We start from the raw sequence: 24,556 nt of genomic DNA on the forward strand, positions 1-24,556 counted from the left end.
ATGGTGCCCGTGCAAGCCCAGGTTCTGCCGACCGGCCAGGAAAGCGGCATCGTGCCGGAGAAGATCCGCGACGGCATCGACCTGCAGGTCAACGGCGAGCACTACCGCCACACCGGCGATCCGCAGATGCCGCTGCTGTGGTACCTGCGTGATGTGCTGCGGCTCACCGGCACCAAGTACGGCAGCGAACACGGCGAGGACGGCGCCGACCTGGTGCTGCTCGACGGCAACGCGGTTTCCGCGATCACGCAGCCGATCGCCGCGCTGGCCGGCAAGGCGGTGCTCACGGTGGAAGGCCTGGCCGCCGCCGACGGCACCCTGCATCCGTTGCAACAGGCGTTCATCGACGAAGACGCGATCGGCTGCGGCTACTGCACGCCCGGCTGGCTGATCGCCGGCGTCGACCTGCTGCGGCGCAAGCCCCATCCCGGCGACGCCGACATCGACCAGCTGCCGAACCTGTGCCGCTGCGGCTGCCAGACCCGCGTGCGCCGCGCGATCAAGCGCGCCGCCGCCGGCAAGGCGGCCCTGCCATGAGCCACGGCATCCGTCTTTCGCGCCGTCGCTTCCTGCAGGTGCTGGCCGGGGGCACCGGCGCGCTGGTCGTGGGCATCCGCCTCGCCGAGGCCGCCGACGCGCCGCTGCCGCCGGCCCTGCTCGGCGACGAGATCCACGGGCTCGGCCCCTACGTACGCATCGACGTGGACGGCAAGGTGCTGATCGGCGCGCGCGATCCGGACACCGGCACCGGCGTCTCCACCTCGCTGCCGCGGATCATCGCCGACGAACTCGACGCCGACTGGAGCAACGTCAGCGTGATTCCGCTCGGCCTCGGCGTGGACAACGACAACGGCAAGTCGCGCTGGGTCTACGGTCGCCAGGTCGGCGGCACCGGCGGCTCGATCCCCGCCGCCTGGCGCGACCTGCGCCAGGCCGGCGCGGCGGCGCGCTGGCTGCTGCTGCAGGCGGCCGCGCGCCGGATCGGCGTACCCGCCAACCGGCTGCGCTGCAACAACGGCTACGTGGTCGCGCCGGACGGCCGCCGCTTCACTTACGGCAGCCTGGCCGCGGAAGCCAGCAAGATCGCGCTGCCGAACAGTCCGCCGCCGCTGAAAGAGGCCGCCGCCTACCGCCTGATCGGCCAGAACGCCGGCGACGTCGACGCACGCGCGATCGTCACCGGCCAGACCCGCTACGCCATCGACCACCACTACGGCGACGCGCTGGTCGCCGTGCTGGCGCACTGCCCGTGGCCGGATGGCACGCTGACGCATATCGACACCACCGACACGCTCGCCGTGAAGGGTGTGCTGAAGGTCGTCCAGCTCAAGCCCGAACCCGGCCAGCCGCTGGGCAGCACGGTACTCGCCCCGGCCGTGGCGGTGCTGGCCGAGGACACCTGGGCCGCGCTGCAGGGCCGCGACAAGCTCAAGCTCGAATGGAAACCCGGCGCCGGGGGCGGCGAAAACAGCGCCGCGCTGGAGCAGCAGGCACTCGCCCTGCTCGCCGGCAAGGCTGCCCCCACCACGCGCGTAAGCAACACCGGCGACGTCGACACCGCCCGCCGCAAGGCCGCGCAGCGTCTCGACGCCACCTACGTGCAGCCGTGGCTGGCACACGCCACCGCCGAACCGATGAACTGCCTGGTGCGGCTGGACAAGGACCGCGCCAGCCTGGTTGTGCCGACCCAGGCGCCGCAGCTGGCCTGGACCGTGGTGCAGCGGCTGACCGGCCTCGCTCCCGAGCAGATCGACATCCGCGTGCCGCGCGTCGGCGGTGGCTACGGCCGCCGGCTCGACCACGACTACGTCGCCGAAGCAGTGATGCTGGCCAAGGCCGCCAACCGGCCGGTGCGCCTGCTGTGGACGCGCGAGCAGGACTTCGGCCACGACTGCTACCGCGGCGGCAGCGTGCATCAGATCAGCGCCATCATCGACCGCAGGCGCCAGCTGCTGGCCTGGCACCAGCGCATGGCCAGCGCCTCCGCGCTGGCCGGTCGCGGCGTGCCGGCCGACCGCCTGTGGACCTCCGAACTGCAGGCCGACCCGTTGCCGGCCCCGCTGGTGCCGAACTACCGCAGCGACTGGTACGCGCTGGAGTCGGCGACCCCGCGCGGCCCGATGCGCGGCATGCCGCACCTCAGCAACGCGTTCGCCGCGGAAAGCTTCATCGACGAGATCGCCCACCTGCTGCGCGAGGACCCGCTGAAGATGCGCCTGCGCTTCCTCGGCACGCCGCGCCAGCTTCCGCTGGAGGGCGGCGCCACGCTGGAGACCGGCCGGCTCGCCAACGTGCTCGGGCTGGTCGCCGACCGCATCGAATGGAAGAACTGGCTGCGCACCGTCAACGGCCTCGGCATCGCCTGCTGGCACATCGACGGCGCCTACGTGGCGCATGCGGTCGAGGCGGCGATGCAGGGCGAGAAGCTGGTGATCCAGCGCGTCGTCTGCGCCGTCGACGTCGGCCGCGTGATCAACCCGCTGGGATTGCAGGGCCAGGTGGCCGGCGCCACGCTGGATGCGCTGTCCATCGCGCTGAACGCCGCGATCACCATCAAGGGCGGACAGGTGCAGCAGCGCAGCTACAAGGATTACCCGCTGGCCAGCATGGCGCAGCTGCCGAACGACGTCGAGGTGATCACCGTCGCCGACGACCGCGCGCCGGCCGGCGCCAGCTTCCTCGCCATGCCCACCGCCGCCCCCGCGCTGGCCAATGCGGTATTCCGCGCCAGCGCCGTGCGCGTGCGCCGGCTGCCGCTGATGAAGGAGCTGCTGCGGCTGCTGTGAGCTGGCCGGGCGGGATCCACCTGGCCGGCGCCGATCGCGATGCCCAACGAAAAACGGAGCCGCCGGATGGCGGCTCCGTTGCGTGCGGCGCGCGGCTTACAGGCAGGTCGGGAACTTGAACGATCCGATCCGCGTGTTCCAGTTGAATGCACCGGTGGTGTTCAGGTACTCGCTGGTGTACCAGAACGTGCAGTCGTCGACCGGGTCGAGGGTCATCGCGCTGTAGTCGCCCCAGCGCGACAGGTTGCTGCCGCTCTGCGAACCCAGGCCTTCGATGATGCTGTTCTCGGCCTGCATGGTGTTCAACGTATCGGTCGCCAGGCGGCCGGTGTAGCGGATCGCCGGGTGCAGCGCGCTGCTGGACACGCTGTAGCCGAGCGCCATGTCGCCCGCCTTGTCCATCGCCACCGAGCCCATCCAGCGGTAGCTGGTGTCCGGCGAGAAGGTGGACTGCTGATAGACCACCGGCGTGGTGCCCGGGTTGCGGACCTCGTACCAGCGCACGCCCGTGTACGGGTTCTTGCGCGTGGTGCCGACCTTCACCGAATGGGTGACCACCAGCGACTCGTGGTCGGTGAAGTGACGGTAGGCCAGGCGGAACATCAGGCGGTCGCCCAGCGAGTCGAGCTTCTGTCTGACGTTCGCCTGCGGCACGCAGGTGCCGCCGCCGCAGGCCGTGGCGAACGAGGCCACCGGAATGGCGACCGGGCCGGTCAGCGTGGTGTTGGCGGTGTTGCTCCAGTCGACGTGGAACTTCCACAGGTTGAGCTGGCCCGCGGTGAAGTTCATGAGGTAGTTCGGCGAGCCCGCCGGCGGCGCGGTGGCGCCGTCCAGGTCGGCCGGCAGCACGCCACCGTAGGCGGTGGAGAGCTGGAAGCACTGCTGGGTGGCCGGGGCGCCGCTCAGCATCGCGTTGCGGTCGTACGCGCACAGCTGCGCGCCGGCGAACGAGTTGCCGTTGAACATGTTGAACGTCTCGTAGTACGCATCCGGCCACACGCCCATCTTCGGGTAGTCCGGGAAAACGCTGCCGTACAGGAACGCGTAGCGGTAGTAGGCACCGGTGGCGTCGCTGGTCGCCGACACCGCCACGCACTGGTAGTAGGGCGTGGCGGTCACCGCGAACTGCGAGATCACCCAGCGCCCGGCGGTCTTGTCGTAGACCACCACCGCGTCGCCGTCGTTGTCGGTCTCACACGGGCCGGTGAAGCCGGACCATAGCGTGTTCGTCGGCACCGGGCCGTAGGTTACCGCCTTGGTCGCCTTGTCGAACACGGCAAAGCCGGTGTTGACGATCTGCACGTACTGGGTGGCACCGACGGCGCCGTTGGTGTCCGGCGGTGCGCTGTTGACGGTGAAGGTGCCCTGTGGGCCGCTGAAGCCCTGCCCCACGCCATCGAAACCGGCACCGAGCGCAGGCGCGAAACTGCCGGTGGGCACGCCCTGCACGGCACCGTCGATCTGATTGCCGGGACCGTCGATGAAGGGCAGCGGGTGGGCCGGGTGCGCATGCGAGTTCTTGATGAAGTCGTCCGGACGCGGCATCACGCCGCGCAGCGAATGCAGGGTGTCGTGCTGCACCGCCGGCGTGACCTTGGCTCCGTTGGTGGTGGCGGCCTGGGCGCTGCCGGCGATGGCAAGACCGACCGCGGCGCACAGCGCGAGGCTGAGGCCGCCAGACTTGGGCAATGACATGGGGTTCTCCCTCCAGAAAACAGCGTTGGCTTTCTCTGAGAACCGGATGCACGAGCGACGCGCCGGATCCTGTCGCAAGCAGGCCACAAGCACATGCCGGTGACGCTTCCCCGTATCGCGGCATGCCATGCCGCGCCCCCCACGAAGAGGTTCAGCATACGCCGCTGCGCAGGACCCGGCGGCGTTTCAACGGGCAGTAATTTCATGCGCACGAAAGAGACGCAAGTTGTTGATGCGATCGCTGCAACCAAGGCGGCCGCGCGATGGGCCGCTGATGTCGGGCCCTACCCCGTTTCGCCACCACCCGGATCCACGCCCATGTACTCGGTCACGGCGGCCACGGCGTGCTTAGTCCGCCGGATCGGGGATGATTATTCGCCGCCACTCAATGGAACTGGTCGCTCGCCGGCACCCACGAGCTGGATGAGGACGGCGCGGGCACGGCGGGCTTCACCGGCAGCACGATGCTTTCGCAGCCCGGCGGCGGCGGGCCGCCGGCGACGCGGGCGGCGGCGCATTCGGCGGCGTTGTCGAACCTGACCATCGGCGCGGGGGCGACGCGGCTGGCCGCAGGCGCGGGCGCGGCCACCGGGTTGGCCGGCGCCAGGTGCAAGCGGTCGTAGACTTTCGCGGCTACCGGCCTGGCGGGCGGGTCGGGGTTGTCGCAGCCGAACAGTGCGATCGGCAGCAGCGGCATCACCGTGCATTTCACTCGGACGCCGCGCGGCAGGTGGAAGGTGTGGCTGAGCTTGGTCTTGTCCACCGCGCGGTGCAGCGCGGTGTCGATCGAGCTTTCACCTTCGGGCGTCCAGTCCTGCTCGAAGCGGGTGGGCTGGTAGCCGATGTTCGGCGCACCGTGGCGCATGATCTCGGTGTCGCCGCGCGGCTTCAGCTGCACGTAGCTGCCCGGCTCGCCCTGCTGTTCGCTCTGCTGCCCACCTTGCCGCTCGCCCTGCGTCACGCCGGGCTGGTTGCCGCCGGGCTGGCCCGGCTGCGGCTGGCTGCCATGACCCGGCGTCGATGCCGGCGACGCGGCGTTCGCGCCGGTGCGGCTGGCCACTCCGGTGCGATTCTCGGCCGGCGCTGCCGGGTTGGCGCCGGGCGTGGCGAAGTCGCTGCCTTGTGCGCTGGCCTCCGGCGCGCGACTGACGTCGCGGCCCTGGCCAGCCTCGGCCGGCTGCGGCGTGGCCTGTTCCGCCGGCGGCGTGGTGGCGGCATGGGAGGCGGCCGCCGCCTCGGCCGGTACGGTCTCGGCGACGGTGGCCGGCGCGCTCAATTGCGGCCGCGTGATGGACGGCCGGATGGCGGTTCCGCGTGCGGCTTCCGCCACCTTGATCTTCTCGCTCGTCGCCTGCGGCTGGATCTTCGCCGGTGCCGCGGGCGCCAGCGGCACCGCCGCGAGTTCGGCCTCGGCCACTTCGATCGCCGGCGCCTGCACTTGCGGTTTCTCGTTCGGCACGGTGGGCGCGGGCACGCTCAGCTGCGCCTGCAGGTTCACGCTCGGCGCGGCCTGCGCCGGCAGTGGCACCGGCTGCAATTCGGGCACCGGCGGCGCCGCAGGCAGCTCGGCACGGGCCGGCGTCACGCTGGCGGGCGCGGTGGATCTGGGTGCCTCGGCATTAAGCGCGATGCTGGAGACGGCGATCGGCGGCGCGGCCTGCGGCGGCAGTTCCGGCAATGCCAGCGACGGCGGTGGCGGCATCGCGCGGTTGCCTTCCAGTTGCGGTCTGCGCACCGACTCGGGCTGGTACTTCGGCGGCACCGGCGGTTGCAGGACCGGGGTCGGCAGGCTCACCGCCGGCGGCTCGCCGGCCAGCGGCACCGGCTGCAGCTCGGGCGTCGGCGCCGGTTGCGGCAGGCTTACCGGCGGCTTCGGGGCAGCTACCGGCTGTGGTGCCGGGGCCTTCGGCTTCGCCACCGCGGCGATCACCGGCGTGGCCGTCGCGGCCGGTCGTTCAGCGGCCATGGCCTGCGCGTTGGCGTCAGGTTCGCGGCTCGGCACGGGCCGGCTGGCGTGGCCCTGGCGGCGTGGTCCGCGCTCCTTCGGCGGAGTGCCGCGCACCGGCGGCGGTGGCGGCGGCTCCGGCGGCTCGACCAGGCGCACCTGCAGGAACTGCTGCTTCGATGCCGGCGGCGGCGCCAGCTGGAACGCGGGGCCGAGCACGAAGCCGAACAGGAACAGCAAGTGCACCAGCAACGCACCGATCAGGCCGGACAGGCGCAGGCCCAGCTCGCGCGGGCGCGGCCGCGTGCGCTGATGGTAGACCCGGGCCCGGGTCGCCGCGGCCAGCGGCGAGTTCAGCATCACCCGCGCGGGATTGGCGGAGCGGCCGGCGTCAGGTTGGTCCGGGGGCGGCAAGGGCATGCGCGCGAGTGTAGCGGGCGCGGCCCGGCCTCCGCATGACGCTCAGTGGCCGCGCGCGGCTCCCGCGGCGCGTTCGCGCAGTTCGGCATCGACCGCGCGATGGGGCGTGTCGACCGGGCAGCCCCAGGCCAGCGGCTTGCCCGCGCGATACATCGCGATGCAGGCCGCCTCGTCCGGCTTCGGCGGCAGGTGCGCCGCGCCGTCCAGCGGCGCGGCCGGCGCCATGCTGAGGCGCTCGTCGCCGTCTTTCGCCGAAGGTGGTGGCGGCGGCTGGCCGCCGCAGCCGCCGGCCAGCATCGCCAGCGAGACGGCGCAGTGAATGCGCACGCCACGCGGCAGGCGGATGGTCTGCTTCAGCGTGGTCTTGTCGACCAGCTTCTGCAATGCGCTGTCGAACGCGTTGCCGCCGCCCCAGTCCTTGTCGAAGCGCGTGGCCTGGTACTCGACCGGACTGCGGTGCTGCATGATCCGCGCGTCGTCGCGCGGCAGGTTCGACACGTAGTCCGATGCCGGCGCGCTGGCGGCCGGCGCGGGCAGCAGCGGCTGGCCCTGCTTGTCGTAGAGGCGCGATGCGGCCGCCGGCGCGGGCAACTGCAGCGCCATCGCGTTCTGCGCCGGCGGCTCGTGCCGCGGCGGCGTGCGCGGTCGCGACGGCGCGGAGGGTGCGGGCGGCGGCAGCGCGGCGGCTGGCGGTGTGCTGGTGATGAAACGCACCTCCAGCGCTTCTTCCCGCGATGCGTGCGGCGCGGCCGGCAGGCGCGGACGCATCTGCTGCCACACCACCAGCGCGAACAGCGCGTGCAGCAGCAGCGCCACCAGCAGGGCCGGCCCGTGCCGCCGGTACTCGCGCGCCGGTTTGCGCCAGCGTCGCCGATGCAGCAGCGCGCGCTCCGCCGCTTCCAGCGGAGCCAGGCCACGAGCCGATTCCCCCGCCGGGTCCGGGCCGGGCGAGTTCTGCTGCTGGGGGACACGCTGTGGATGGGCGATGGCGGTGGCTCGCGGATGGCGGTACGGCCGGGATGCCGGGCACTGGCCCGGCAACCTGCCGCGTTGCTCCGTAGACCGCCGCGCCGCGGCGCCGGTTCCCCGCACTGCAACTTGACCGTGCCGGCGGTTGGCTCAAGGCTACGCGGACGGCGCCACACGCCGTATCTCCGCCATGACCGCCCTCGCCCCGCACGCGTGAAGGACGACCATGACGGCCCGCCATCGTCAGCCGCCAACGCGCGGCCTCGTGCGGCGCCGTTCATGCCACGAGGCCGCGCCCTGCATGGGAGGGTCGCATCGTGACGTATTCCACGGAAAGCATCCGCAACATCGCGCTCGCCGGACACGCCGGCGTGGGCAAGACCACGCTGTTCGAAGCGCTGCTGCACGCCGGCGGCGCGATCCAGGCGATGGGCTCGGTCGAGCGCGGCAACACGGTATCGGACAGCGACAGCCAGGAGAAGGCGCGCGCCCACTCCATCGACAGCTGCATCGCCAGCCTCGGCCATGCCGGCTGCCACATCAACCTGATCGACACCGCCGGCTACGCCGATTTCCGTGGCGGCACGCTGTCGGCGCTGGCCGCGGTGGAGACGGTGGCGGTGGTGGTCAATGCGGTCAACGGCATCGAGCACGGCACCCGCCGCATGATGATGCACGCGAAGGCGCGCGGCCTGGCACGCATGCTGGTGATCAACAAGATCGACTACGACGGCGCCCACCTGGCCGCGCTGGTGGATGCGCTGCGCGAGGAATTCGGCAACGAATGCCTGCCGGTGAACCTGCCGGCCGGACGCGGCAACCGCGTGCTGGACTGCTTCTTCCACGCCGACGGCGCCACCGATTTTTCCTCGCTGGCCGAGGCGCACCAGCGCATCCTCGACCAGGTGGTCGAGGTCGACGAGACGGTGATGGACCGCTACCTGGACGCCGGCGAAGGCGCACTGACGCCGCAGCAAATGCACGACGCGTTCGAGCAGTGCCTGCGCGAGGGCCACCTGGTGCCGATCTGCTTCGTCAGCGCGCGCACCGGCGCGGGCCTGGCCGAGCTGCTGGACGTGGCCGCGCGGCTGCTGCCGAACCCCGCCGAGGGCAACCCGCCGCCGTTCGTGCGCGGCGACGGCACGCCGCTGAAAGTCGGCGCCGATCCCGCGGCACACGTGATCGCCGACGTGTTCAAGATCGTCAACGATCCGTTCGTGGGCAAGCTGGGCGTGTTCCGCGTGTGGCAGGGCACGATCCGCCGCGACAGCCAGTTGCTGGTCGACGACGGCCGCAAGCCGTTCAAGGTCGGCCATCTGCTGCGCCCGCAGGGCAAGGGGCACGTGGAGATCGAGGCGGCGATCCCCGGCGACATCGCCGCGGTGGCGAAGGTGGAGGAGATCCACTTCGACGCGGTGCTGCACGACTCGCACGACGAGGACCGCATCGCGCTGGCGCCACCGGTCTTTCCCGCGCCGATGTTCGGCCTGGCGCTGGTGCCGCGGCACAAGGGCCAGGAGCAGAAACTCTCCAACGCGCTGGCGCGGCTGGCCGAGGAAGACCCGTGCTTCCGCGTCGAGCACCACAAGGAGCTCAACGAGACGGTGGTGCGCGGCTTGTCCGACCTGCACCTGAAGGTGATGCTGGAACGCATGCGCGAGCGCTACAGCGTCGAGGTGGAGGCGCAACCGCCGCGGATCGCCTACCGCGAAACCATCGGCGCCCATGCCGAGGGCCACCACCGGCACAAGAAACAGACCGGCGGCGCCGGCCAGTTCGGCGAGGTATTCCTGCGCATCGAGCCGCTCGAGCGCGGCGCCGGCTTCGAGTTCGTCGACGCGGTGAAGGGCGGCGTGATCCCCGGCCAGTTCCTGCCGGCGATCGAGAAGGGCGTGCGCCAGGCGATGGAGCACGGCGCGGTCGCCGGCTACCCGCTGCAGGACCTGCGCGTGACCGTGTATGACGGCAAGTACCACCCGGTCGACTCGAAGGAGGTCGCCTTCGTCAGCGCCGGCAAGAAGGCCTTCCTCGACGCGGTCGGCAAGGCGCGGCCGATCGTGCTGGAGCCGATCGTCAACGTCGAGGTGGCGATCCCCGAGAGCAGCGTGGGCGACGTCACCGGCGGCCTCGCCGGCAAGCGCGCGCGCATCCTGGGTACCGACACCCAGCGCGGCGGCGAGCTGGTGATCAAGGCGCAGGCACCCCTGGCCGAGCTGACCGACTACCCCACCGAACTGAAGGCGATGACCGGCGGCCGCGGCCGCTACAACCTCGACCTCAGCCACTACGAGGCGGTGCCGCCCACCGTGCAGAAGCAGCTCGGCGAGGCGTGGAAGCCGCACGTGGAGGAAGATTGAGGCTTCCCGCCGGCAGGTTTCAACGCTTCGGCTTGAGCAGCGTGCCGGTGCACTTCGGCGAGCCGCACAGGCATACCCACAGCTTCTTCAGGCGTGCGGTGTGCGGCACGTCGAGCACGATGCCGTAGTCGTAGGTGAGTTCCTCGCCCGGCTTGATGTTGCGGATCGCCTCGATCAGCACCCGGTCCCTGCGCGGGTCGCCGCTGGCGCTTTCCTCGACCAGCGCACGGCAGTTCGGCGCACAGCTGTGGTTGATCCAGCGCGCGCTGTTGCCGCCCTGGTTGGCGTCGATGATGTAGTCGTCGTTGAGCGTGAACAGGAAGGTATGGCCGGTTTCGCCGCCGTCGCCGTACAGGTCGTCGGCCTGCGCGTGACTCATCAACTTGCCCTTGTACTCGATGATCTCCTCGCCTTTCCCGATCGGGGCGGTGGCGAACACGCCGTTGCCGTGGATCGGCGAGCGGCGCGCAACAAAACGTCGTGACATGCGATGGAACCCTGCAGGCGAAGAGGAAACGCCGATGATGCCTGTTTGCCGATGACGGCGAAACCTCGCGATGGCCAAGATCTTCCGGCGCACACGATGTCCCGCCGGTGTTGCGCCATTGGCAGACCGCCTGCGCACTACGCCATCTCGATGAAGCGTTTCGGGCAACCTGAGGGTGCGCTCGAGCCGCACGGAGGGCCCGGCGGTTTCCGCCGGCGCGGGCACTTGTCGGCCTCATACTGGCGCCGCCACCCCCAATCGTGGTTAGAATTGGTATTCAAACGATCGTTTGGAGAATCGCGATGCGCCTGCTGCGCTGGATCATCCCCGTCCTGCTGCTGGGCCTGGCCGCCTGTGCCCCGGCGAAGAAGAGCGTGTACCCGCCCAACGTAAGCATCCAGCAACTGACCGTGCTGCCGGGCGGCCAGTGGCAGCTGACCCTGCGCATCCAGAATAACAGCTACGGCGAGATGGACTTCAGGTCGCTGGACGGCCTGCTGCAGGTCGCCGAGCTGGTGCCGGTGCGGCTACGTGCCACCTTCGAGCGCGACATCCCCGAGCTCGCCGGCGACGTGATCCGGCTCGACGTGCTGCCCACCGCCGCGATGACCCAGGCGCTGCAGGCCACCGCCGCCAAGGGCAGCGCCGGTTCGCTGGCCTATCGCGTCAGCGGCAGCATCAGCGCCAGGCCCGAGCAGGAATCGAAGCCGCGCGAATTCGACTTCAGCGGCAACAACTGGATCTCGCCGGTGCCGGGCATTCCCGGCACCTACCGCTGACCCCTTCCATCCAAGGAATCGCCATGACCATCTACAAGGCCCCCCTCGACGACCTGCGCTTCGCCCTGTTCGACGTCCTCGGCGTCGAGCGGATCCTCACCGCGCTGCGGGGCGGCGAGGCGCACAGCCGCGACCTGCTCGACGCGGTGCTGGAGGAAGCCGGGCGCCTCAGCGAGCAGTTGCTGGCGCCGACCAATGCGCCCGCCGATGAGGAAGGCTGCCACTTCGACAAGGCCACCCAGACGGTGACCACGCCGAAGGGTTTCAAGGAGGCGTTCAAGGCCTTCGCCGAAGGCGGCTGGACCGGCCTGACCAACCCCGAGGCCTACGGCGGCCAGGCGCTGCCCGGCGTGCTCGGCACCGCCACCACCGAGATCTTCCAGTCCGGCAACCTGGCCTGGAGCCTGTACCCGCTGCTGTCCGAGGGCGCCACCCACGCGATGGAACTGCACGGCGAGGAGTGGCAGCGCGAGCGCTTCATGAAGCCGATCGTCGCCGGCCGCTGGACCGGCACCATGTGCCTGACCGAGCCGCAGGCCGGCTCCGATCTCGCCCTGCTGAAGACCCGCGCCGAGCCGGCCGCGGCGGATGCGGACGGCCACGCGGTCTACAAGATCAGCGGCACCAAGATCTTCATCAGCGCCGGCGAGCACGACCTCGCCGAGAACATCGTGCACCTGGTGCTGGCGCGCCTGCCCGACGCACCGGAAGGCAGCCGCGGCATCTCGATGTTCATCGTGCCCAAGTTCAAGCTCGACGCGGACGGCTCGCCGGGCGCGCGCAACACCGTGGCCGCAGGCGCGATCGAGCACAAGATGGGCATCCACGCCTGCTCCACCTGCGTGATGAACTTCGACGGCGCCGAGGGCTACCTGATCGGCAAGCCGCACAAGGGCCTGATGGCGATGTTCACCATGATGAATGCGGCGCGCCTGTCGGTCGGCGTGCAGGGCCTGGCGCTGGCCGAGCGCGCACTGCAGAACAGCCTCAACTACGCGCGCGAGCGGCTGCAGTCGCGTTCGCTGTCCGGCCCGAAGTTCCCCGACAAGCCGGCAGACAACCTGCTGGTGCAGCCGGACGTGCGCCGCATGCTGCTGACCCAGCGCGCCTTCGTCGAAGGTTCGCGCGCGCTGGTGCTGTACACCGCGCTGCAGACCGACATCGAACATCGCGCAGCGGACGAGGCCGCCCGGCAGAAGGCCGGCGAACTGGTCGCCTTCCTGATTCCGATCGCCAAGGGCATGACCACCGAGCTGGCGCAGGAGTGCACCAAGGAAGCGCTGCAGATCTACGGCGGCCACGGCTACATCGCAGAGAACGGCATGGAGCAGTTCGTCCGCGACGCCCGCATCATCACCCTGTACGAGGGCACCACCGGCATCCAGGCGGCCGACCTGCTGGGCCGCAAGATCCTCCAGTTGCAGGGCGTGGGCGCGAAACACTTCCTGCAGGAGATCAGCGCGTTCTGCCAGCAGCACAGCGCCGACGAATCACTGCGCAGCCTGACCGGCCCACTGGCCGTCGCCACCAAGGAATGGAGCGACCTCACCGTGAGCCTGGCGCAGCGCGCGCAGGCCAACCCGGAGGAACTCGGCGCCGCGGCCACCGACTACCTCTACTACTCCGGCTACGTCACCCTCGCCTACCTGTGGGCGCGCAGCGTGGCCGCCGCCGAAGCCGGCACGCCATCGGCCGCGTTCAAGCAGGCCAAGCGCGACACCGCCGCGTTCTACTTCGCCCGCATCCTGCCGCGCACCATGGTGCACAAGGCGGCGATCGAGGCCGGGGTGGACACATTGCCCGCGATCGCCTGAGCTGCCGCCGAAACCTCCGGGAAACCAGAGCCCGGGCCAGTCCCGGGCTTTTCATGGAGCCGGCCGGCAGCCGGATGTGTCCAAGCGGGTCAGGTTCTGCTTTGCTGCGACAGTTGTCTTATCGACTGCCCTGGGCGGTGCCCTGCATGCGCAGGTACTGCCTGATCCATTTCTCGTGGGCTTCGGCGGCCTGCAGCAGCTCCCGTGCCAGTATGGCCTGCGCCGCGACCATGTCGGGTGGCGCCGCGGGCGGCGGGGTCCTGGCCACGCGCAATACCGGCGCTTCCGCCGTGGCCGGCTCGCTATCGAGCAGGTCGCCGATGTCATAAGCAATGTCGTTCATGCCCCCAGGCCAAGCAACAGGCTTGCCAACCCGCGCTGCCCGCCAGCCGGTGGTTGCGGTTACGCCTGTTCGGCGTTGTCCGAACGGGGAATCCACCATGACGTCGAATCGATTCGCTGCAGGCGTGAAGCCGGCATTATTTGCCCTGCTGCTGACGACCTGCGGCCTGCTGCACGCCACCGATTCGCCACCGGCGGAATACCCGGACTACCCCAGCGAGACGCCGGCGAAGCCAGGCCGATCGCCGCCAACCAGCCGCTGCCCTGCCCGCCGCCAACCACGTGTTCTTGCCCGGCCATCGCATCATGGCGCAGGCGCAATCGAGCTGGTTCCCGCTGTACGACCGCAACCCGCAAAGCTTCGTGCCAAACATTCAGCCGGCCAGGCCGGCGGATTACCGGAAGGCCACCCAGCGCGTGTACCACGCGGCGGACCAGGCAAGTGTCATCGCGCTGCCGGTGGTGGGCGGCTGAGGCCGCGTGCCCCTTCCTGCTCGCAGGAAGGGACGCGCGCTTTTGATCCGGGCGACCGGAGCGGCACGCCGGGTCAAGGACCCGGGCCGCCCTTCGTCGCCGCCAGCTGCAGGCGCAGAATGCGGCGCAGTTCCACGATCGCCGCCGGCGTCTCCTGCACGCTGTGCCACGAGGGTATGGCCAGTTCGGAATCCGCGCCGTCCAGGTGCGCGCTCGTGTACGGCACCACGCCGTCGCTGCTGTCCTGCAGCGCGCCCTTCGATCCATACACGCCGACGATGGTGTGGTAGTGCACCTGCGGCGAGATCGGCAGGTTCGCGGCGGCGACGATGAACGGGTCGGTGTCGCGTAGGTTGTCGATACTGTTGGACACGTGCAGCGAAGGACTTTCGCTGGAATCGCCGGATTTCAGCAGCTCGGCGATTTCGCCCATTTCCTGCAGCACCGCGACCGGCAGCCGGATCAGGTTGCCGATCCAGCGTGCGAGGCGGTGCTGGGCGTACGGCGTGCCACGATGCGGCGCGGCCAGGAATACCGCGCGGGTCACCTGCGGCATCGGGGTGAACTGCAGGTACGGCGCCAGGCGCTGGCGCAACCGCTGGCGTTTCGCCGCCGACAGGTTCGCGCGCAACGGCAGCAGGCTCCACAACCGGTCGCCGCTGGAGGAGACCAGCAGGCGCGCGATCACGCCGCCCATGCTGTGGCCGATCAGCACCATGTTCTGCGAGGCGCGCGCCTGGCCGGACGGGTCGTAGTGCTGCAGCGTGGCATCCAGCGCCTTGCGGATGTTGGCCAGGTTCACCGCCACCGGCAGGTTGGTCGGGTAGTAGACCTCCCACACCTGATAGTTGCGGCGCAGTTTCTCGTCGCCCATCACCTCGTTGGCCACGTTGATCCACGCTTCCGGGCTGCTGGCCAGGCCGTGCAGCATCACCACCGTGAGGCGGTCGGGATCGTAGGGCTGCATCAGCAGCACGCGCGGCGTCTTGATACCGCCCTCGCGGCCCAGCAGCGAGCGGATCGACTGGCTGGCGAAGCCCGAACGCGCCAGCCACACGCCGTAGGGTGCGGTGAAATTCGCGCCCAGCGGCACCACCCGGCCGCCCACCGCGACGGTGTCGTCGTGGTACGGATCGCGCACCAGCACGCGCACCTCCCGTGTCGCCAGCACCTGGTCCAGCGTGCCGCCCTCGAACACGAGCGCGCCGGTGATCGGCACGTAGTCGGGTTCGCGCCATGGCACGGCGGCGGAGGCCGTCTCCTTCGGCGCAACGGCCACGAAGTCGGAACCGAAGCCGTCGCGCCGGTAGACATTGCGCAGGCCTTCGAAGCGCAGGTTCGACGCGGGGATCAGCTTCACTGGCACGCGCGTGCTGCCCGCCAGGCGCACATCGCTCTGCGGGCGCAGTACGCTCCAGCCGGCCAGCGTGGTCCGCGTCCAGCCTGGATCCAGCCGCGGCAGTTCCAGGAAGAAGCGGCTCATCGCGCGCTGCACCGCCAGATTGTAGAACCACGTCACCTGCACCTGGCGCAATTCGAACGCGCGATCGGCGGGCGAACGCACGGTGTAGAAAAGATACGCATAGGCGCAACGCGCGGATTGCAGGAACGCGTCCAGCGTCGCATCGTCCATGACCGCGCCGCGCTGTGACCGCTCCGCCTGCAGCGCCCGGCCCAGCCACAGTTCGGCCAGCGCGGAGAGCCGCTGCTCGTCGGTCAGCCCCGCCGAGTGGGCGACGGTATCCGTGCAGGCGGTGAATTCACGCTGGCAATTGTCGGCCGTCAGCGCGACCACGTTGAGCGACTGCACGGTGCGGTCGCTCAGCCGGTTGGCAACGATCACGTCGGCACGCCGCTGGCTCACGTAATCGTTGGTGTTGATGTGGCTCACCCCGACCATCGCGCAGGCGTTGAGGCCGAGCAGCCCGATGATGGCGATGCAGCGCGCTGCCCAGGCGCAGGTTACGGCCTTCATCTGCAGCGATCCCATCGGCATCTCGTCCCGGGCCTGGCGATGCGGGGATTGTAGCCGCCGCATCGGGATTCCGGCATTGTCATGCCGCGGTCGAAGCTGCAGGCTTGCGGCATGGACAAATGCCCGGAAACGAGATGGCCACGAAGCACGGGGTGATCGGCAGGGCGGCACTCTTCGCGGCGGTATCGCTCGCCAGCTTCGTCTCCGGTGCGTGGGGCGCCATGGCGCTGTGGTACCAGCTGCCCGGCAACGCGACCGTGCGCACGCTGGGCGGCACGCTGTGGGCGCTTGCCGTGATCGCCCTGGCCGCATTCGCCATGGTCCGCCGCAACTGGCTTCCGCTGGGTGTCTACACGGCGATGTACGCGCTCCTGCTGCTGTGGTGGGCGGGCATCGCGCCGTCCGGCACGCGGGTCTGGGCCGACGACGTCGCGCGCCAGTTCACCGGCACGGTGAGCGGCAGCGAAGTCACCCTCGACAATGTGCGCGACTTCGACTGGCGCAGCGACGACGACTACGACGCGCGCTGGGAAACCCGCCACTACGACCTGGACCACCTCGCCTCGGCCGACGCGGTGCTGTCGTACTGGGGCAGCCGGGCGATCGCCCACGCGATGATCTCGTTCGGCTTCGACGACGGCAGCCGCGTGGTGTTCTCGGTGGAGATCCGACGGCAGCGCGGCGAGCAGTATTCGCCGATCGGCGGCTTCTTCAAGCAGTTCGAGACGGTGCTGGTGGCCGCCGACGAACGCGACATCATCCGCGTGCGCACCAACGTGCGCGGCGAGGACGACTACCTGTATCCGCTGCGCATGGACAAGGCGGCCATGCGTGCGCTGTTCCTCTCCTATGTGCAGGCGGCGGACACGCTCGCCGGCAGGCCGGCGTTCTACAACACGATCACCTCGAACTGCACCACGATCGTCTACCGCATGGCCCGGCAGATCGAGCCGGGACTGCCGTGGGACATCCGCCTGCTGCTGACCGGCTACCTGCCGGACTACCTGCACGAGGTGGGTGCGGTGTATCGCAGCGTGCCGCTCGACGAGCTGCGCCGCCGCGGCCGCATCACCGAACGGGCGCGAAACACGGCGGCGGGCGACGACTTCTCCCGCGCGATCCGTGCCGGCCGCTGAGAGATTCCTCCACGTTGCCGGGCCCTCGCGTCGCCGCCGGAGGGCCACGCGGACGAATTGCCCCGACGTCGCCATCACGCGCTACGCCGCGGCCCTCAACCCGTCAGCGCGAAGCGGGTCACCCGCGTGGCCGGGTCGGCCTCGACCAGGGTCACCTTGACGTCGGCGCCGAGCGGCAGGCTGGACCCGCCCGAGACGCCGGCCTCGATCGCCGGGTCGCGCACGATCACCGTGCCCTTGTCGGGATCGTCGTGGGCGACCTCGACGATCGCCCCCTCGAACACCTCGCCCACGCGCGGCGCCAGCACCGCGGCTTCGGCCAGGTTCAGCACCGCTCGCTCGTACTGGCTGGCGCGGTGGCCGGAAGCCTGCATGGTGGCCGGCAGGCCCGGCAACGCGGCCAGCGCCCAGTCCGGCACCGGCTGCTTCGCGCACAGCGCCACGCAGACCTCGCCGGTGTAGCGGTCGACCAGCCGGCGCAGCGGCGCGGTGGCATGGGTGTACTGCGCAGCCAGCGCCGAGTGCGTCGACTGCGCCGGCAGCGTGCCGTCGAACGCCGCGTAGCCGGCCCCACGCAGCAGGGTGGTGCAGGCGGTCAGCATCGCCACGTGGAGATCCTTCGAGGGATCCAGCGAACGGATGAAGCCTGGGTAATCCAGCCCGGGCGGCCAGGCGATGCCAAGCACCCGCGCGGTGACGCGCAGGCGCCCGATCGCGTGCGGATCGGGCGGCGGCAGGGTGCGCAGCAGACCCACCTTCGCCTGCACCATCAGGTACGCCGCGGCCATCCCGGTCAGCAGCGAGATCTGCTCGTTCCAGTCCTCCAGCGGCAGCCGCGCGCGGAACGCCAGCACCCAGCGGTCGTCGACCACGCTGACCTCCTGTTCCGGCAGCGGCAGGCTGACGCCGCCGCGCGACTGCTCGCGCCGGCGCCGCAGCTCGCCGATCTCGCGCAGCACCGCCCACATCGGCTCGGCCGTGCCGGCGTCGATGCGCTGCTGCACGCCGGCGTAGTCCAGCCGCGCACGACTGGTCACCCGCGCGCGCCTCACGTCGACGGCGACGCCTTCGCCGGAGGAGTCCAGCTCCATCGTCCACAGCAGCGCCGGGCGCAGTTGCCCGGGCAGCAGCGAGGCGGCGCCTTCGGACAGCAGCTTCGGGTGCAACGGGATCCGGGCATCCGCGCCGTACAGCGTCTCGCCGCGGCGGTGCGCCTCGAGGTCGAGCGGATCGCCGGGACTGACGAACGCGGCGACGTCGGCGATCGCGTAATGCACACGGTAACCGCCGTCGGTGCGCTCGACATGCAACGCCTGGTCCAGGTCCATCGAGCCGGCCGGATCGATGGTGACCAGTGCGATGTCGCGGCGGTCCAGTTCCGGCAGGCGCGGGTTAGCCGCAGCCTTCGCCGCGGCGGCCTCGACCTCCGGCGGGAACGCCGTCGGCAGCTTCAACTCGGCCTGGATGTCGCGCATGCCCTGCGCGATCACGGCGTTGCCGGCGGGCTGGATGTGCAGGCGGCGGGTGGTCGACATGGATGATCCTCGATGGCGGTCGGCGAGCCGGGCCGGAGCGCGCGCCGTCCGGAATATACACGTGGTGGGCAGGACTACCGAAGTCGGCGCGCAAGGTGTAGAAACAGCGGCGTCACCATCCAGTCTGCGCCCGATCCGATGACCGACACGACGCTGCTGATCCGCCTGGCCGAAGACGACGACGATTTCATCCTCTCGCTGACCTCGCGCTTCGTGGATTTCACCCTGCCGCCATGGCGGCGGCGGCACGAGTGTGTGGAGGGCATCCGCAAGGACCTGCTGCGCCACCTCGAGGACCAGCCGGCGAACAGCTTCCTGTTCGTGGCGGAGGACGCGGACGGCGAACGGGTCGGCTTCATCCATCTGCAGCGCACCGCGGATTTCTTCACCGGGCGCAGCAATTGCCACATCTCCGACCTGGCGGTGGCGCCGCACCGCGAAGGCGACGGCGTCGGGCGGGCGCTGCTGGCGCACGCCGAAGCGTGGGCGCGCGAGCATCAATGCCAGCTGGTGACGCTGGCGGTGTTCCCCGGCAACGAGCGCGCCCGTGCGCTGTACGAAGCGAGCGGCTACGCCACCGACCTGCTGCGGCTGGCCAAGCCGGTACGCTGAAACCGCCAACGAAAAAGCCGCCCGGAGGCGGCTTTTTCAACGTGGACGGGCTGCCGTGCGGTCAGTTCGCCGCGCCGGCAGCCGCCTCGGCCTCCTCGCGCACGTCGAGGCGACGGGCCAGGCGGTCGATGTTGGTAAGCGACAGCAGATGGGCATAGGCCCAGCCGAACACGCCTTCGCGCAGGAACTCCTGGGTGGTCTTCTCGTCCAGCTCGCGCAGCTTCTGCTCGTTGATCACGAACAGGCCGTTGAGGTTGATCGAACGGCCCTGCTGGCCGTCCTTGCCTTCCTTCTGCAGCTGGACATTGCGTGCCTCCAGCAGGTCGTGCTTGACCAGCTGTTCCATGAACCACTTGGTACGCGCCACGTTCTGCTGGAACTCGCCGAGAAAACCCACAGCGTTGGTCAGCAGCTCGCTGTCGGTGCCGTCTTCCTGGAACAGGCGCTGGCCCTCGCTGTCGCTGAAGCCTTCGTACTGCTCGTCGAGGAACACGGTGAAATCGTCACCGTCCTGCCCGGCCGGCTTCTCGGCCAGCACGAACGGATAGCGCCGCACGAAGGCCGGGATGTAGGTATCCGGCGCCCACTGGCCGTTCGCGTCGACGTACAGGTTCTCGTTCTGGCGCAGGCCGAGCAGGGCGATCGGGCCGGCGTCGGCCGCGCTGCTGCCGGCGAACAGGATCAGCAGGTCGCGCGCGGCGACGCCGAACTCCATGCCGGTCAGCGGCACCGAATGCGCGTTCATCGCGAACTTCACGTTCGGCACGGCCTTCATGCGCAGGTTTTTGTGATCGTTGCGGTTGAGCGGCACCGGACGCTCGTAGAAAAGGACTTCAGCCACGTTGTCACCTCTGTCGCCGCCGTGCCGGGTCACCACCGGAGCGCCCCTACCAAACCCGGCGCCGGATCTGTGTTGACTGCCGATCATATCAGCGCCCGCCGGCGGCGGCGACTGCCCGTCCGCGGCGTCCTGCCCCATCTGCATGCGAATTGCAACGGAATTGTTCTATGCTGGCCCGGACAAGCATTCCCGCATTGCCGAAACGCTCTTTCGAAGCCCTGGCTGAAGGACGATTTACATGCTGATGGAAGCGCCAAGTCGGGCCGACCTCAACGCGACCCGCGTGTTGTCGCTGGACGCCGCCGGCCGCATCCTCGACTGGATCAGCTGGCAGGAGGCGGTGTGCCTCTATGTCCGTGACGCCGTCGCCTGGACGCTCGGCGACCCCTGCCTGACCGTGCGCGGCGGCCATAACCGGCTGCTCGGCACGCAAAGCCGGATGCACCTGCACCCGATCATCGCCAGCACCGGCCACTGCCGCGAACACGCGATCGACCCCGCCCCCGCCCTGACCAATACCGCCCTGTTCGCGCGCGACCGCCACATCTGCCTGTACTGCGGCGACCACTTCACCCGCGCCGAGCTGACCCGCGACCACGTGCTGCCGATCTCCAAGCGCGGCCGGGACGAATGGGAGAACGTGGTCAGCGCGTGCCTCGCCTGCAACCTGAAGAAGAGCAACCGCACCCCGCAGGAAGCCGGCATGCCGCTGCTGGCGGTACCGTACCGGCCGAGCTGGGTGGAGCACCTGATCCTGTCCAACCGCAACATCCTGGCCGACCAGATGGAATTCCTGGTGAGCCGGCTGCCGCGCGACCGCCGTTCGATGAACGTGCCGGTGGCGGCCTGAATCCAGCCGGCGGCGCGCACGACCCGGTTCCGCCCGGGCGCTGCCAGGTTCCGTTCACCTGCCCGCCCTTGCCCCGGCCCCGCGCTGGGCCAACAATAGACGGATGAACGATCTTTCCCGTTACCCCCACCTGGCACCGATCGAGACGCCGGCCGACCTGCGCCGCGTGCCCGACGACGAGCTTCCCGCCGTCGCCGACGAGCTGCGCCAGTACCTGATCGAGGCGGTGGCCAGCTCCGGCGGCCATTTCGGCGCCGGCCTGGGGGTGGTGGAACTGACCGTGGCGCTGCACCACGAATTCGACACCCCGCACGACCGCCTGGTGTGGGACGTCGGCCACCAGTGCTACCCGCACAAGATCCTGACCGGCCGCCGCGACCGCATCACCACGATCAAGAAGAAGGACGGCCTGGCGCCGTTCCCGCGACGCGAGGAAAGCGAGTACGACACCTTCGGCGTGGGCCACTCGTCCACCTCGATCTCGGCCGCGCTGGGCATGGCGATCGCCGCGCAGCGCAAGGGTGACCCGCGCAAGGTGATAGCGGTGATCGGCGACGGCGCGATGACCGCCGGCATGGCGTTCGAGGCGCTCAACCACGGCGGCGACGTCGAGCCGGACATGCTGGTGGTGTTCAACGACAACGGCATGTCGATCAGCGAGAACGTCGGCGCGCTGACCAAGATGATGGCGCGCGCGATGGCCAGCCGGCGGCTCAATGCGGTGCGCGAGCGGGCCAAGCGGGCGATCCCGAAGCAGTCCTTCGCCGGGCGCTGGTTCAAGCGCTGGGAAGAACACGCCAAGGGCATGTTCGTGCCCTCCACGCTGTTCGAGGAACTGGGCTTCCACTACACCGGCCCGATCGACGGCCACAACATCCCGCAGCTGCTGCAGGCGCTGCGCACGGTGAAGAACCTGCCCGGGCCGCAGCTGCTGCACGTGATCACCACCAAGGGCAAGGGCTACGCCCCGGCCGAGCAGGCGCAGATCGAGTACCACGCGGTGGGCCCGTTCGACCCGCAGGCCGGCGTGGTGAAGAAGGCCGCGCCGGCCCGGCCCACCTATACCGACATCTTCAGCGACTGGCTGTGCGACCAGGCTGCCGTCGACGAGCGCCTGCTCGGGATCACCCCGGCGATGCGCGAGGGTTCCGGCCTGGTGCGTTTCTCGAAGGAGTATCCCGAACGCTACTTCGACGTGGCGATCGCCGAACAGCATGCGGTGACGCTGGCCGCCGGCATGGCCTGCGAAGGCGCCAAGCCGGTGGTGGCGATCTACTCCACCTTCCTGCAGCGCGCCTACGACCAGGCGATCCACGACGTGGCGCTGCAGAACCTCGACGTCACCTTCGCGATCGACCGCGCCGGCGTGGTCGGCCCGGACGGCGCCACCCATTCGGGCAGCTTCGACCTGACCTACCTGCGCTGCCTGCCGAACATGATCATCATGGCGCCGGCCGACGAGAACGAGTGCCGCATGATGCTGAGCACCGGCTTCCACCACCACGGCCCCGCCGCCATCCGCTACCCGCGCGGCACCGGCCCCGGCGCGGCGATCCACCAGGAACTTGACACGCTGCCGATCGGCAAGGCCGAGCTGCGCCGGCGCGGCCACGGCCTGGCCCTGCTCAGCTTCGGCGCGATGCTGGCACCCGCTGCCACGATCGCCGCCGAGCTCGGCGCCACCCTGGTCAACATGCGCTTCGTGAAGCCGCTGGACGAGGCGCTGATCGTGGAACTGGCGAAGACCCACGACGCCTTCGTCACGCTGGAAGACAACGCGGTCGCCGGCGGCGCCGGCTCCGCCGTGGCCGAATGCCTGGCCGCGCATGGCCTCACCCTGCCGATCCTGCACCTGGGCCTGCCGGACGTCTATCTGGAACACGGCAGCCGCGAGGAAGTGCTGACCATGGCCGGACTCGACCTGCCCGGCATCCGTCATGCGATCCGCGCGCGCTTTCCGCAACTGGCCGCCGTCGCGGCCAACGCGGGCTGATCCTGCCCCCTGCCGCCAGGTTCCTACGCGCTGCTGCGCCCGCCGGAAACGCGATCGCGTCGTTCCAGGTCCTGCGCGCTGAAAACGTCGTCGTAGCCGGCCTCGGCGAGCAGCGCCCTCGCCGCTTCGCCCTGGTTCCAGCCGTGTTCGAACAACAGCCAGCCGCCATGGTGCAGGTGGCTGCGGGCGTCGCGCACGATGCGGCGGATGTCGTCGAGGCCATCGGGGCCGGAGGCCAGCGCGCTGGCGGGTTCGAAGCGCAGGTCGCCCTGCGCCAGGTGTGGGTCGGCGGCCTCGATGTACGGCGGGTTGGAAACGATCAGGTCGAAGCGCTGGCCGGCGAGCGGGGCCAGCCAGTCGCCATGCACGAAGCTGACGTTGCCGATGGCATGGCGTTGCGCGTTGCGCTGGGCCACGGCGAGTGCATCCGCGCTGGCGTCGGTAGCGACCACCCGCGCACGCGGACGTTCGCATGCGAGCGCCAGCGCGATCGCGCCGCTGCCGGTGCCGAGGTCGGCCATGCGGCAGGCGGCATCGGACGGCAGGCGTTGCAGCGCCAGTTCCACCAGCAGCTCGGTTTCCGCGCGCGGGATCAGGGTGGCCGGGCTCACTTCCAGGTCCAGCGACCAGAAGCCGCGCCGGCCGGTGAGGTAGGCCACCGGTTCGCCCGCGGCGCGGCGTTCGACAAGCGCCGAAAAAGCCGTCTGGACGTCCATACCCATTTCGTCGTCGGCGTGCGTGAACAGCCAGCTGCGCGGCTGCCGCAGCACGTGCAGCAGCAACAGTTCGGCGTCGGCGCGCTCGCCGAGCCGTGCGGCCGCGACCGCCAGCATGCTGCGGAGATCAGGCATGCGGCGGCTCGGTCGCCGAGGGCGGCAGCTGCGGCGGCGGCGCACCCGGCTGCGGCGCGCGCTTGCGCCAGTAGCCGCCGCGCGTCCACGCGTCGAACGCCCAGCGCAGCCAGCCGATCAGCGCGTTCGCCAGCCACAGCACCCACGCCAGCAGGGTAAGCAGCGCCAGCCCGAGCTGCGTGAGGTTGAACTTCGTGCTGCCCAGTTGCTCCGATGGCGTGCCACGCGCGCGCACGCTGAGCAGCAGCCAGTGGCGGAAGCGCAACGCCAGTGCATCGGCGGCGCCCTGCGCGGCGGCGGCCTCGCCCAGGGTGAGCTGTTCGCCATTGCGCTCGATGCGCGTCACCGCCGCGCCATCGACGCGCAGCGGCGGCGGCACCTCCTGCGCCGGCAATGGCGCCGCCAGCAGCAACCACAGATCCAGCAGTCCGAGCGTTCGAGCAAGCATGCGTTTCTCCCCCGTGCGTACGGCCGGCACAGTGTAAGTGGAACCTCGCGGATGCATAGCCGGGCCGGTTCCCGGCAACGGTCCAGCGGCAGGCGGGTCGCGGTCACCGGTTCAACGCAGCAGGCGGAACAAGGGAGTTGCGCGCGATGGCCATGGTGAAAGCCTCATGCGCAGGGGCTCCGGCAGCCGGCCGGATGCGGCCGCTCCCGGGCCAGGCTGCGAGCGGAAGTTGCACCTCAGGAAGCAG

19 protein-coding genes and 1 pseudogene are annotated in these 24,556 nt (G+C 70.2%); 10 read left to right on the forward strand and 10 right to left on the reverse strand.

Features of this window, described 5'->3' with window-relative positions:
- Nucleotides 1-537: a (2Fe-2S)-binding protein gene (locus AC1Q5A_RS01705; RefSeq protein WP_492697625.1), complete on the forward strand. Its 537-nt coding sequence runs from the start codon at nucleotides 1-3 to the stop codon at nucleotides 535-537.
- Nucleotides 534-2,786 carry a xanthine dehydrogenase family protein molybdopterin-binding subunit gene (locus AC1Q5A_RS01710; RefSeq protein WP_492697627.1) on the forward strand — a complete coding sequence of 751 codons (2,253 nt, stop codon included), beginning with the start codon at nucleotides 534-536 and terminating at the stop codon, nucleotides 2,784-2,786. The genes AC1Q5A_RS01705 and AC1Q5A_RS01710 overlap by 4 nt, the downstream gene beginning before the upstream one ends.
- 96 nt (nucleotides 2,787-2,882) lie before the next feature.
- On the opposite strand, the gene AC1Q5A_RS01715 is transcribed toward AC1Q5A_RS01710, so the two are convergent.
- The 3 genes from AC1Q5A_RS01715 to AC1Q5A_RS01725 form a co-directional block, all read right to left on the reverse strand.
- Entirely contained in the window at nucleotides 2,883-4,481 is a 1,599-nt protein-coding gene (locus tag AC1Q5A_RS01715) for a hypothetical protein (RefSeq protein ID WP_492697629.1), read from the reverse strand.
- Between the two features lie 385 nt (nucleotides 4,482-4,866).
- Nucleotides 4,867-6,846 carry a hypothetical protein gene (locus AC1Q5A_RS01720; protein WP_492697631.1) on the reverse strand — a complete coding sequence of 660 codons (1,980 nt, stop codon included), beginning with the start codon at nucleotides 6,844-6,846 and terminating at the stop codon, nucleotides 4,867-4,869.
- Between the two features lie 42 nt (nucleotides 6,847-6,888).
- Nucleotides 6,889-7,887: a hypothetical protein gene (locus tag AC1Q5A_RS01725; protein ID WP_492697633.1), complete on the reverse strand. Its 999-nt coding sequence runs from the start codon at nucleotides 7,885-7,887 to the stop codon at nucleotides 6,889-6,891.
- Nucleotides 7,888-8,132: 245 nt separating this feature from the next.
- On the opposite strand from AC1Q5A_RS01725, the gene fusA reads away from it, so the two are divergent.
- Complete coding sequence (fusA, locus tag AC1Q5A_RS01730; RefSeq protein ID WP_492697635.1) at nucleotides 8,133-10,172, forward strand: elongation factor G; 2,040 nt, start codon at nucleotides 8,133-8,135, stop codon at nucleotides 10,170-10,172.
- Nucleotides 10,173-10,191: 19 nt separating this feature from the next.
- Here the strand turns inward: fusA and AC1Q5A_RS01735 are convergent, their stop codons facing one another.
- Nucleotides 10,192-10,659, reverse strand: coding sequence for an SET domain-containing protein (locus AC1Q5A_RS01735; RefSeq protein WP_114340537.1), 468 nt, complete (start codon nucleotides 10,657-10,659; stop codon nucleotides 10,192-10,194).
- Between the two features lie 302 nt (nucleotides 10,660-10,961).
- Between AC1Q5A_RS01735 and AC1Q5A_RS01740 the strand changes: the two genes are divergently transcribed.
- Nucleotides 10,962-11,438 carry a hypothetical protein gene (locus tag AC1Q5A_RS01740; RefSeq protein ID WP_492697637.1) on the forward strand — a complete coding sequence of 159 codons (477 nt, stop codon included), beginning with the start codon at nucleotides 10,962-10,964 and terminating at the stop codon, nucleotides 11,436-11,438.
- A 23-nt stretch (nucleotides 11,439-11,461) separates the two neighbouring features.
- Nucleotides 11,462-13,252, forward strand: a complete 1,791-nt coding sequence (locus AC1Q5A_RS01745) for an acyl-CoA dehydrogenase C-terminal domain-containing protein (protein WP_492697639.1) — start codon at nucleotides 11,462-11,464, stop codon at nucleotides 13,250-13,252.
- Between the two features lie 118 nt (nucleotides 13,253-13,370).
- Here the strand turns inward: AC1Q5A_RS01745 and AC1Q5A_RS01750 are convergent, their stop codons facing one another.
- A complete protein-coding gene (locus AC1Q5A_RS01750) occupies nucleotides 13,371-13,595 on the reverse strand; it encodes a hypothetical protein (protein WP_492697641.1) in 225 nt (74 codons plus the stop codon).
- 248 nt (nucleotides 13,596-13,843) lie between these two features.
- On the opposite strand from AC1Q5A_RS01750, the pseudogene AC1Q5A_RS01755 reads away from it, so the two are divergent.
- Nucleotides 13,844-14,068 (forward strand): annotated as a pseudogene (locus AC1Q5A_RS01755) (CocE/NonD family hydrolase C-terminal non-catalytic domain-containing protein); the annotation flags it as partial.
- Nucleotides 14,069-14,141: 73 nt separating this feature from the next.
- On the opposite strand, the gene AC1Q5A_RS01760 reads toward AC1Q5A_RS01755, so the two are convergent.
- Nucleotides 14,142-16,043, reverse strand: a complete 1,902-nt coding sequence (locus AC1Q5A_RS01760; RefSeq protein ID WP_492697643.1) for an esterase/lipase family protein — start codon at nucleotides 16,041-16,043, stop codon at nucleotides 14,142-14,144.
- Between the two features lie 134 nt (nucleotides 16,044-16,177).
- On the opposite strand from AC1Q5A_RS01760, the gene AC1Q5A_RS01765 reads away from it, so the two are divergent.
- Nucleotides 16,178-17,179 (forward strand): Lnb N-terminal periplasmic domain-containing protein, encoded by a 1,002-nt coding sequence (locus tag AC1Q5A_RS01765; protein WP_492697645.1) that lies wholly within the window; start codon nucleotides 16,178-16,180, stop codon nucleotides 17,177-17,179.
- Between the two features lie 95 nt (nucleotides 17,180-17,274).
- Here the strand turns inward: AC1Q5A_RS01765 and AC1Q5A_RS01770 are convergent, their stop codons facing one another.
- On the reverse strand, nucleotides 17,275-18,714 hold the full coding sequence (locus AC1Q5A_RS01770; protein ID WP_492697647.1) for an RNB domain-containing ribonuclease: 1,440 nt from the start codon (nucleotides 18,712-18,714) through the stop codon (nucleotides 17,275-17,277).
- 138 nt (nucleotides 18,715-18,852) lie between these two features.
- Between AC1Q5A_RS01770 and AC1Q5A_RS01775 the strand changes: the two genes are divergently transcribed.
- Nucleotides 18,853-19,326: a GNAT family N-acetyltransferase gene (locus AC1Q5A_RS01775; protein WP_114340544.1), complete on the forward strand. Its 474-nt coding sequence runs from the start codon at nucleotides 18,853-18,855 to the stop codon at nucleotides 19,324-19,326.
- A 61-nt stretch (nucleotides 19,327-19,387) separates the two neighbouring features.
- Here the strand turns inward: AC1Q5A_RS01775 and AC1Q5A_RS01780 are convergent, their stop codons facing one another.
- A complete protein-coding gene (locus AC1Q5A_RS01780; protein WP_492697651.1) occupies nucleotides 19,388-20,167 on the reverse strand; it encodes a SapC family protein in 780 nt (259 codons plus the stop codon).
- A 238-nt stretch (nucleotides 20,168-20,405) separates the two neighbouring features.
- On the opposite strand from AC1Q5A_RS01780, the gene AC1Q5A_RS01785 reads away from it, so the two are divergent.
- Together AC1Q5A_RS01785 and dxs are read left to right on the forward strand one after the other, a co-directional pair.
- Nucleotides 20,406-21,017 (forward strand): HNH endonuclease, encoded by a 612-nt coding sequence (locus AC1Q5A_RS01785; protein ID WP_492697653.1) that lies wholly within the window; start codon nucleotides 20,406-20,408, stop codon nucleotides 21,015-21,017.
- A 103-nt stretch (nucleotides 21,018-21,120) separates the two neighbouring features.
- Nucleotides 21,121-23,010, forward strand: coding sequence for a 1-deoxy-D-xylulose-5-phosphate synthase (gene dxs / locus AC1Q5A_RS01790; protein WP_492697658.1), 1,890 nt, complete (start codon nucleotides 21,121-21,123; stop codon nucleotides 23,008-23,010).
- A 23-nt stretch (nucleotides 23,011-23,033) separates the two neighbouring features.
- Here the strand turns inward: dxs and prmC are convergent, their stop codons facing one another.
- A complete protein-coding gene (gene prmC, locus AC1Q5A_RS01795) occupies nucleotides 23,034-23,861 on the reverse strand; it encodes a peptide chain release factor N(5)-glutamine methyltransferase (protein ID WP_492697660.1) in 828 nt (275 codons plus the stop codon).
- Nucleotides 23,854-24,309 (reverse strand): hypothetical protein, encoded by a 456-nt coding sequence (locus tag AC1Q5A_RS01800; protein WP_492697662.1) that lies wholly within the window; start codon nucleotides 24,307-24,309, stop codon nucleotides 23,854-23,856. Before AC1Q5A_RS01800 ends, prmC begins: the two co-directional genes overlap by 8 nt.
- Nucleotides 24,310-24,556: the final 247 nt, after the last annotated feature.

This window comes from Rhodanobacter sp. GW835-FHT13D09 (assembly GCF_058793995.1).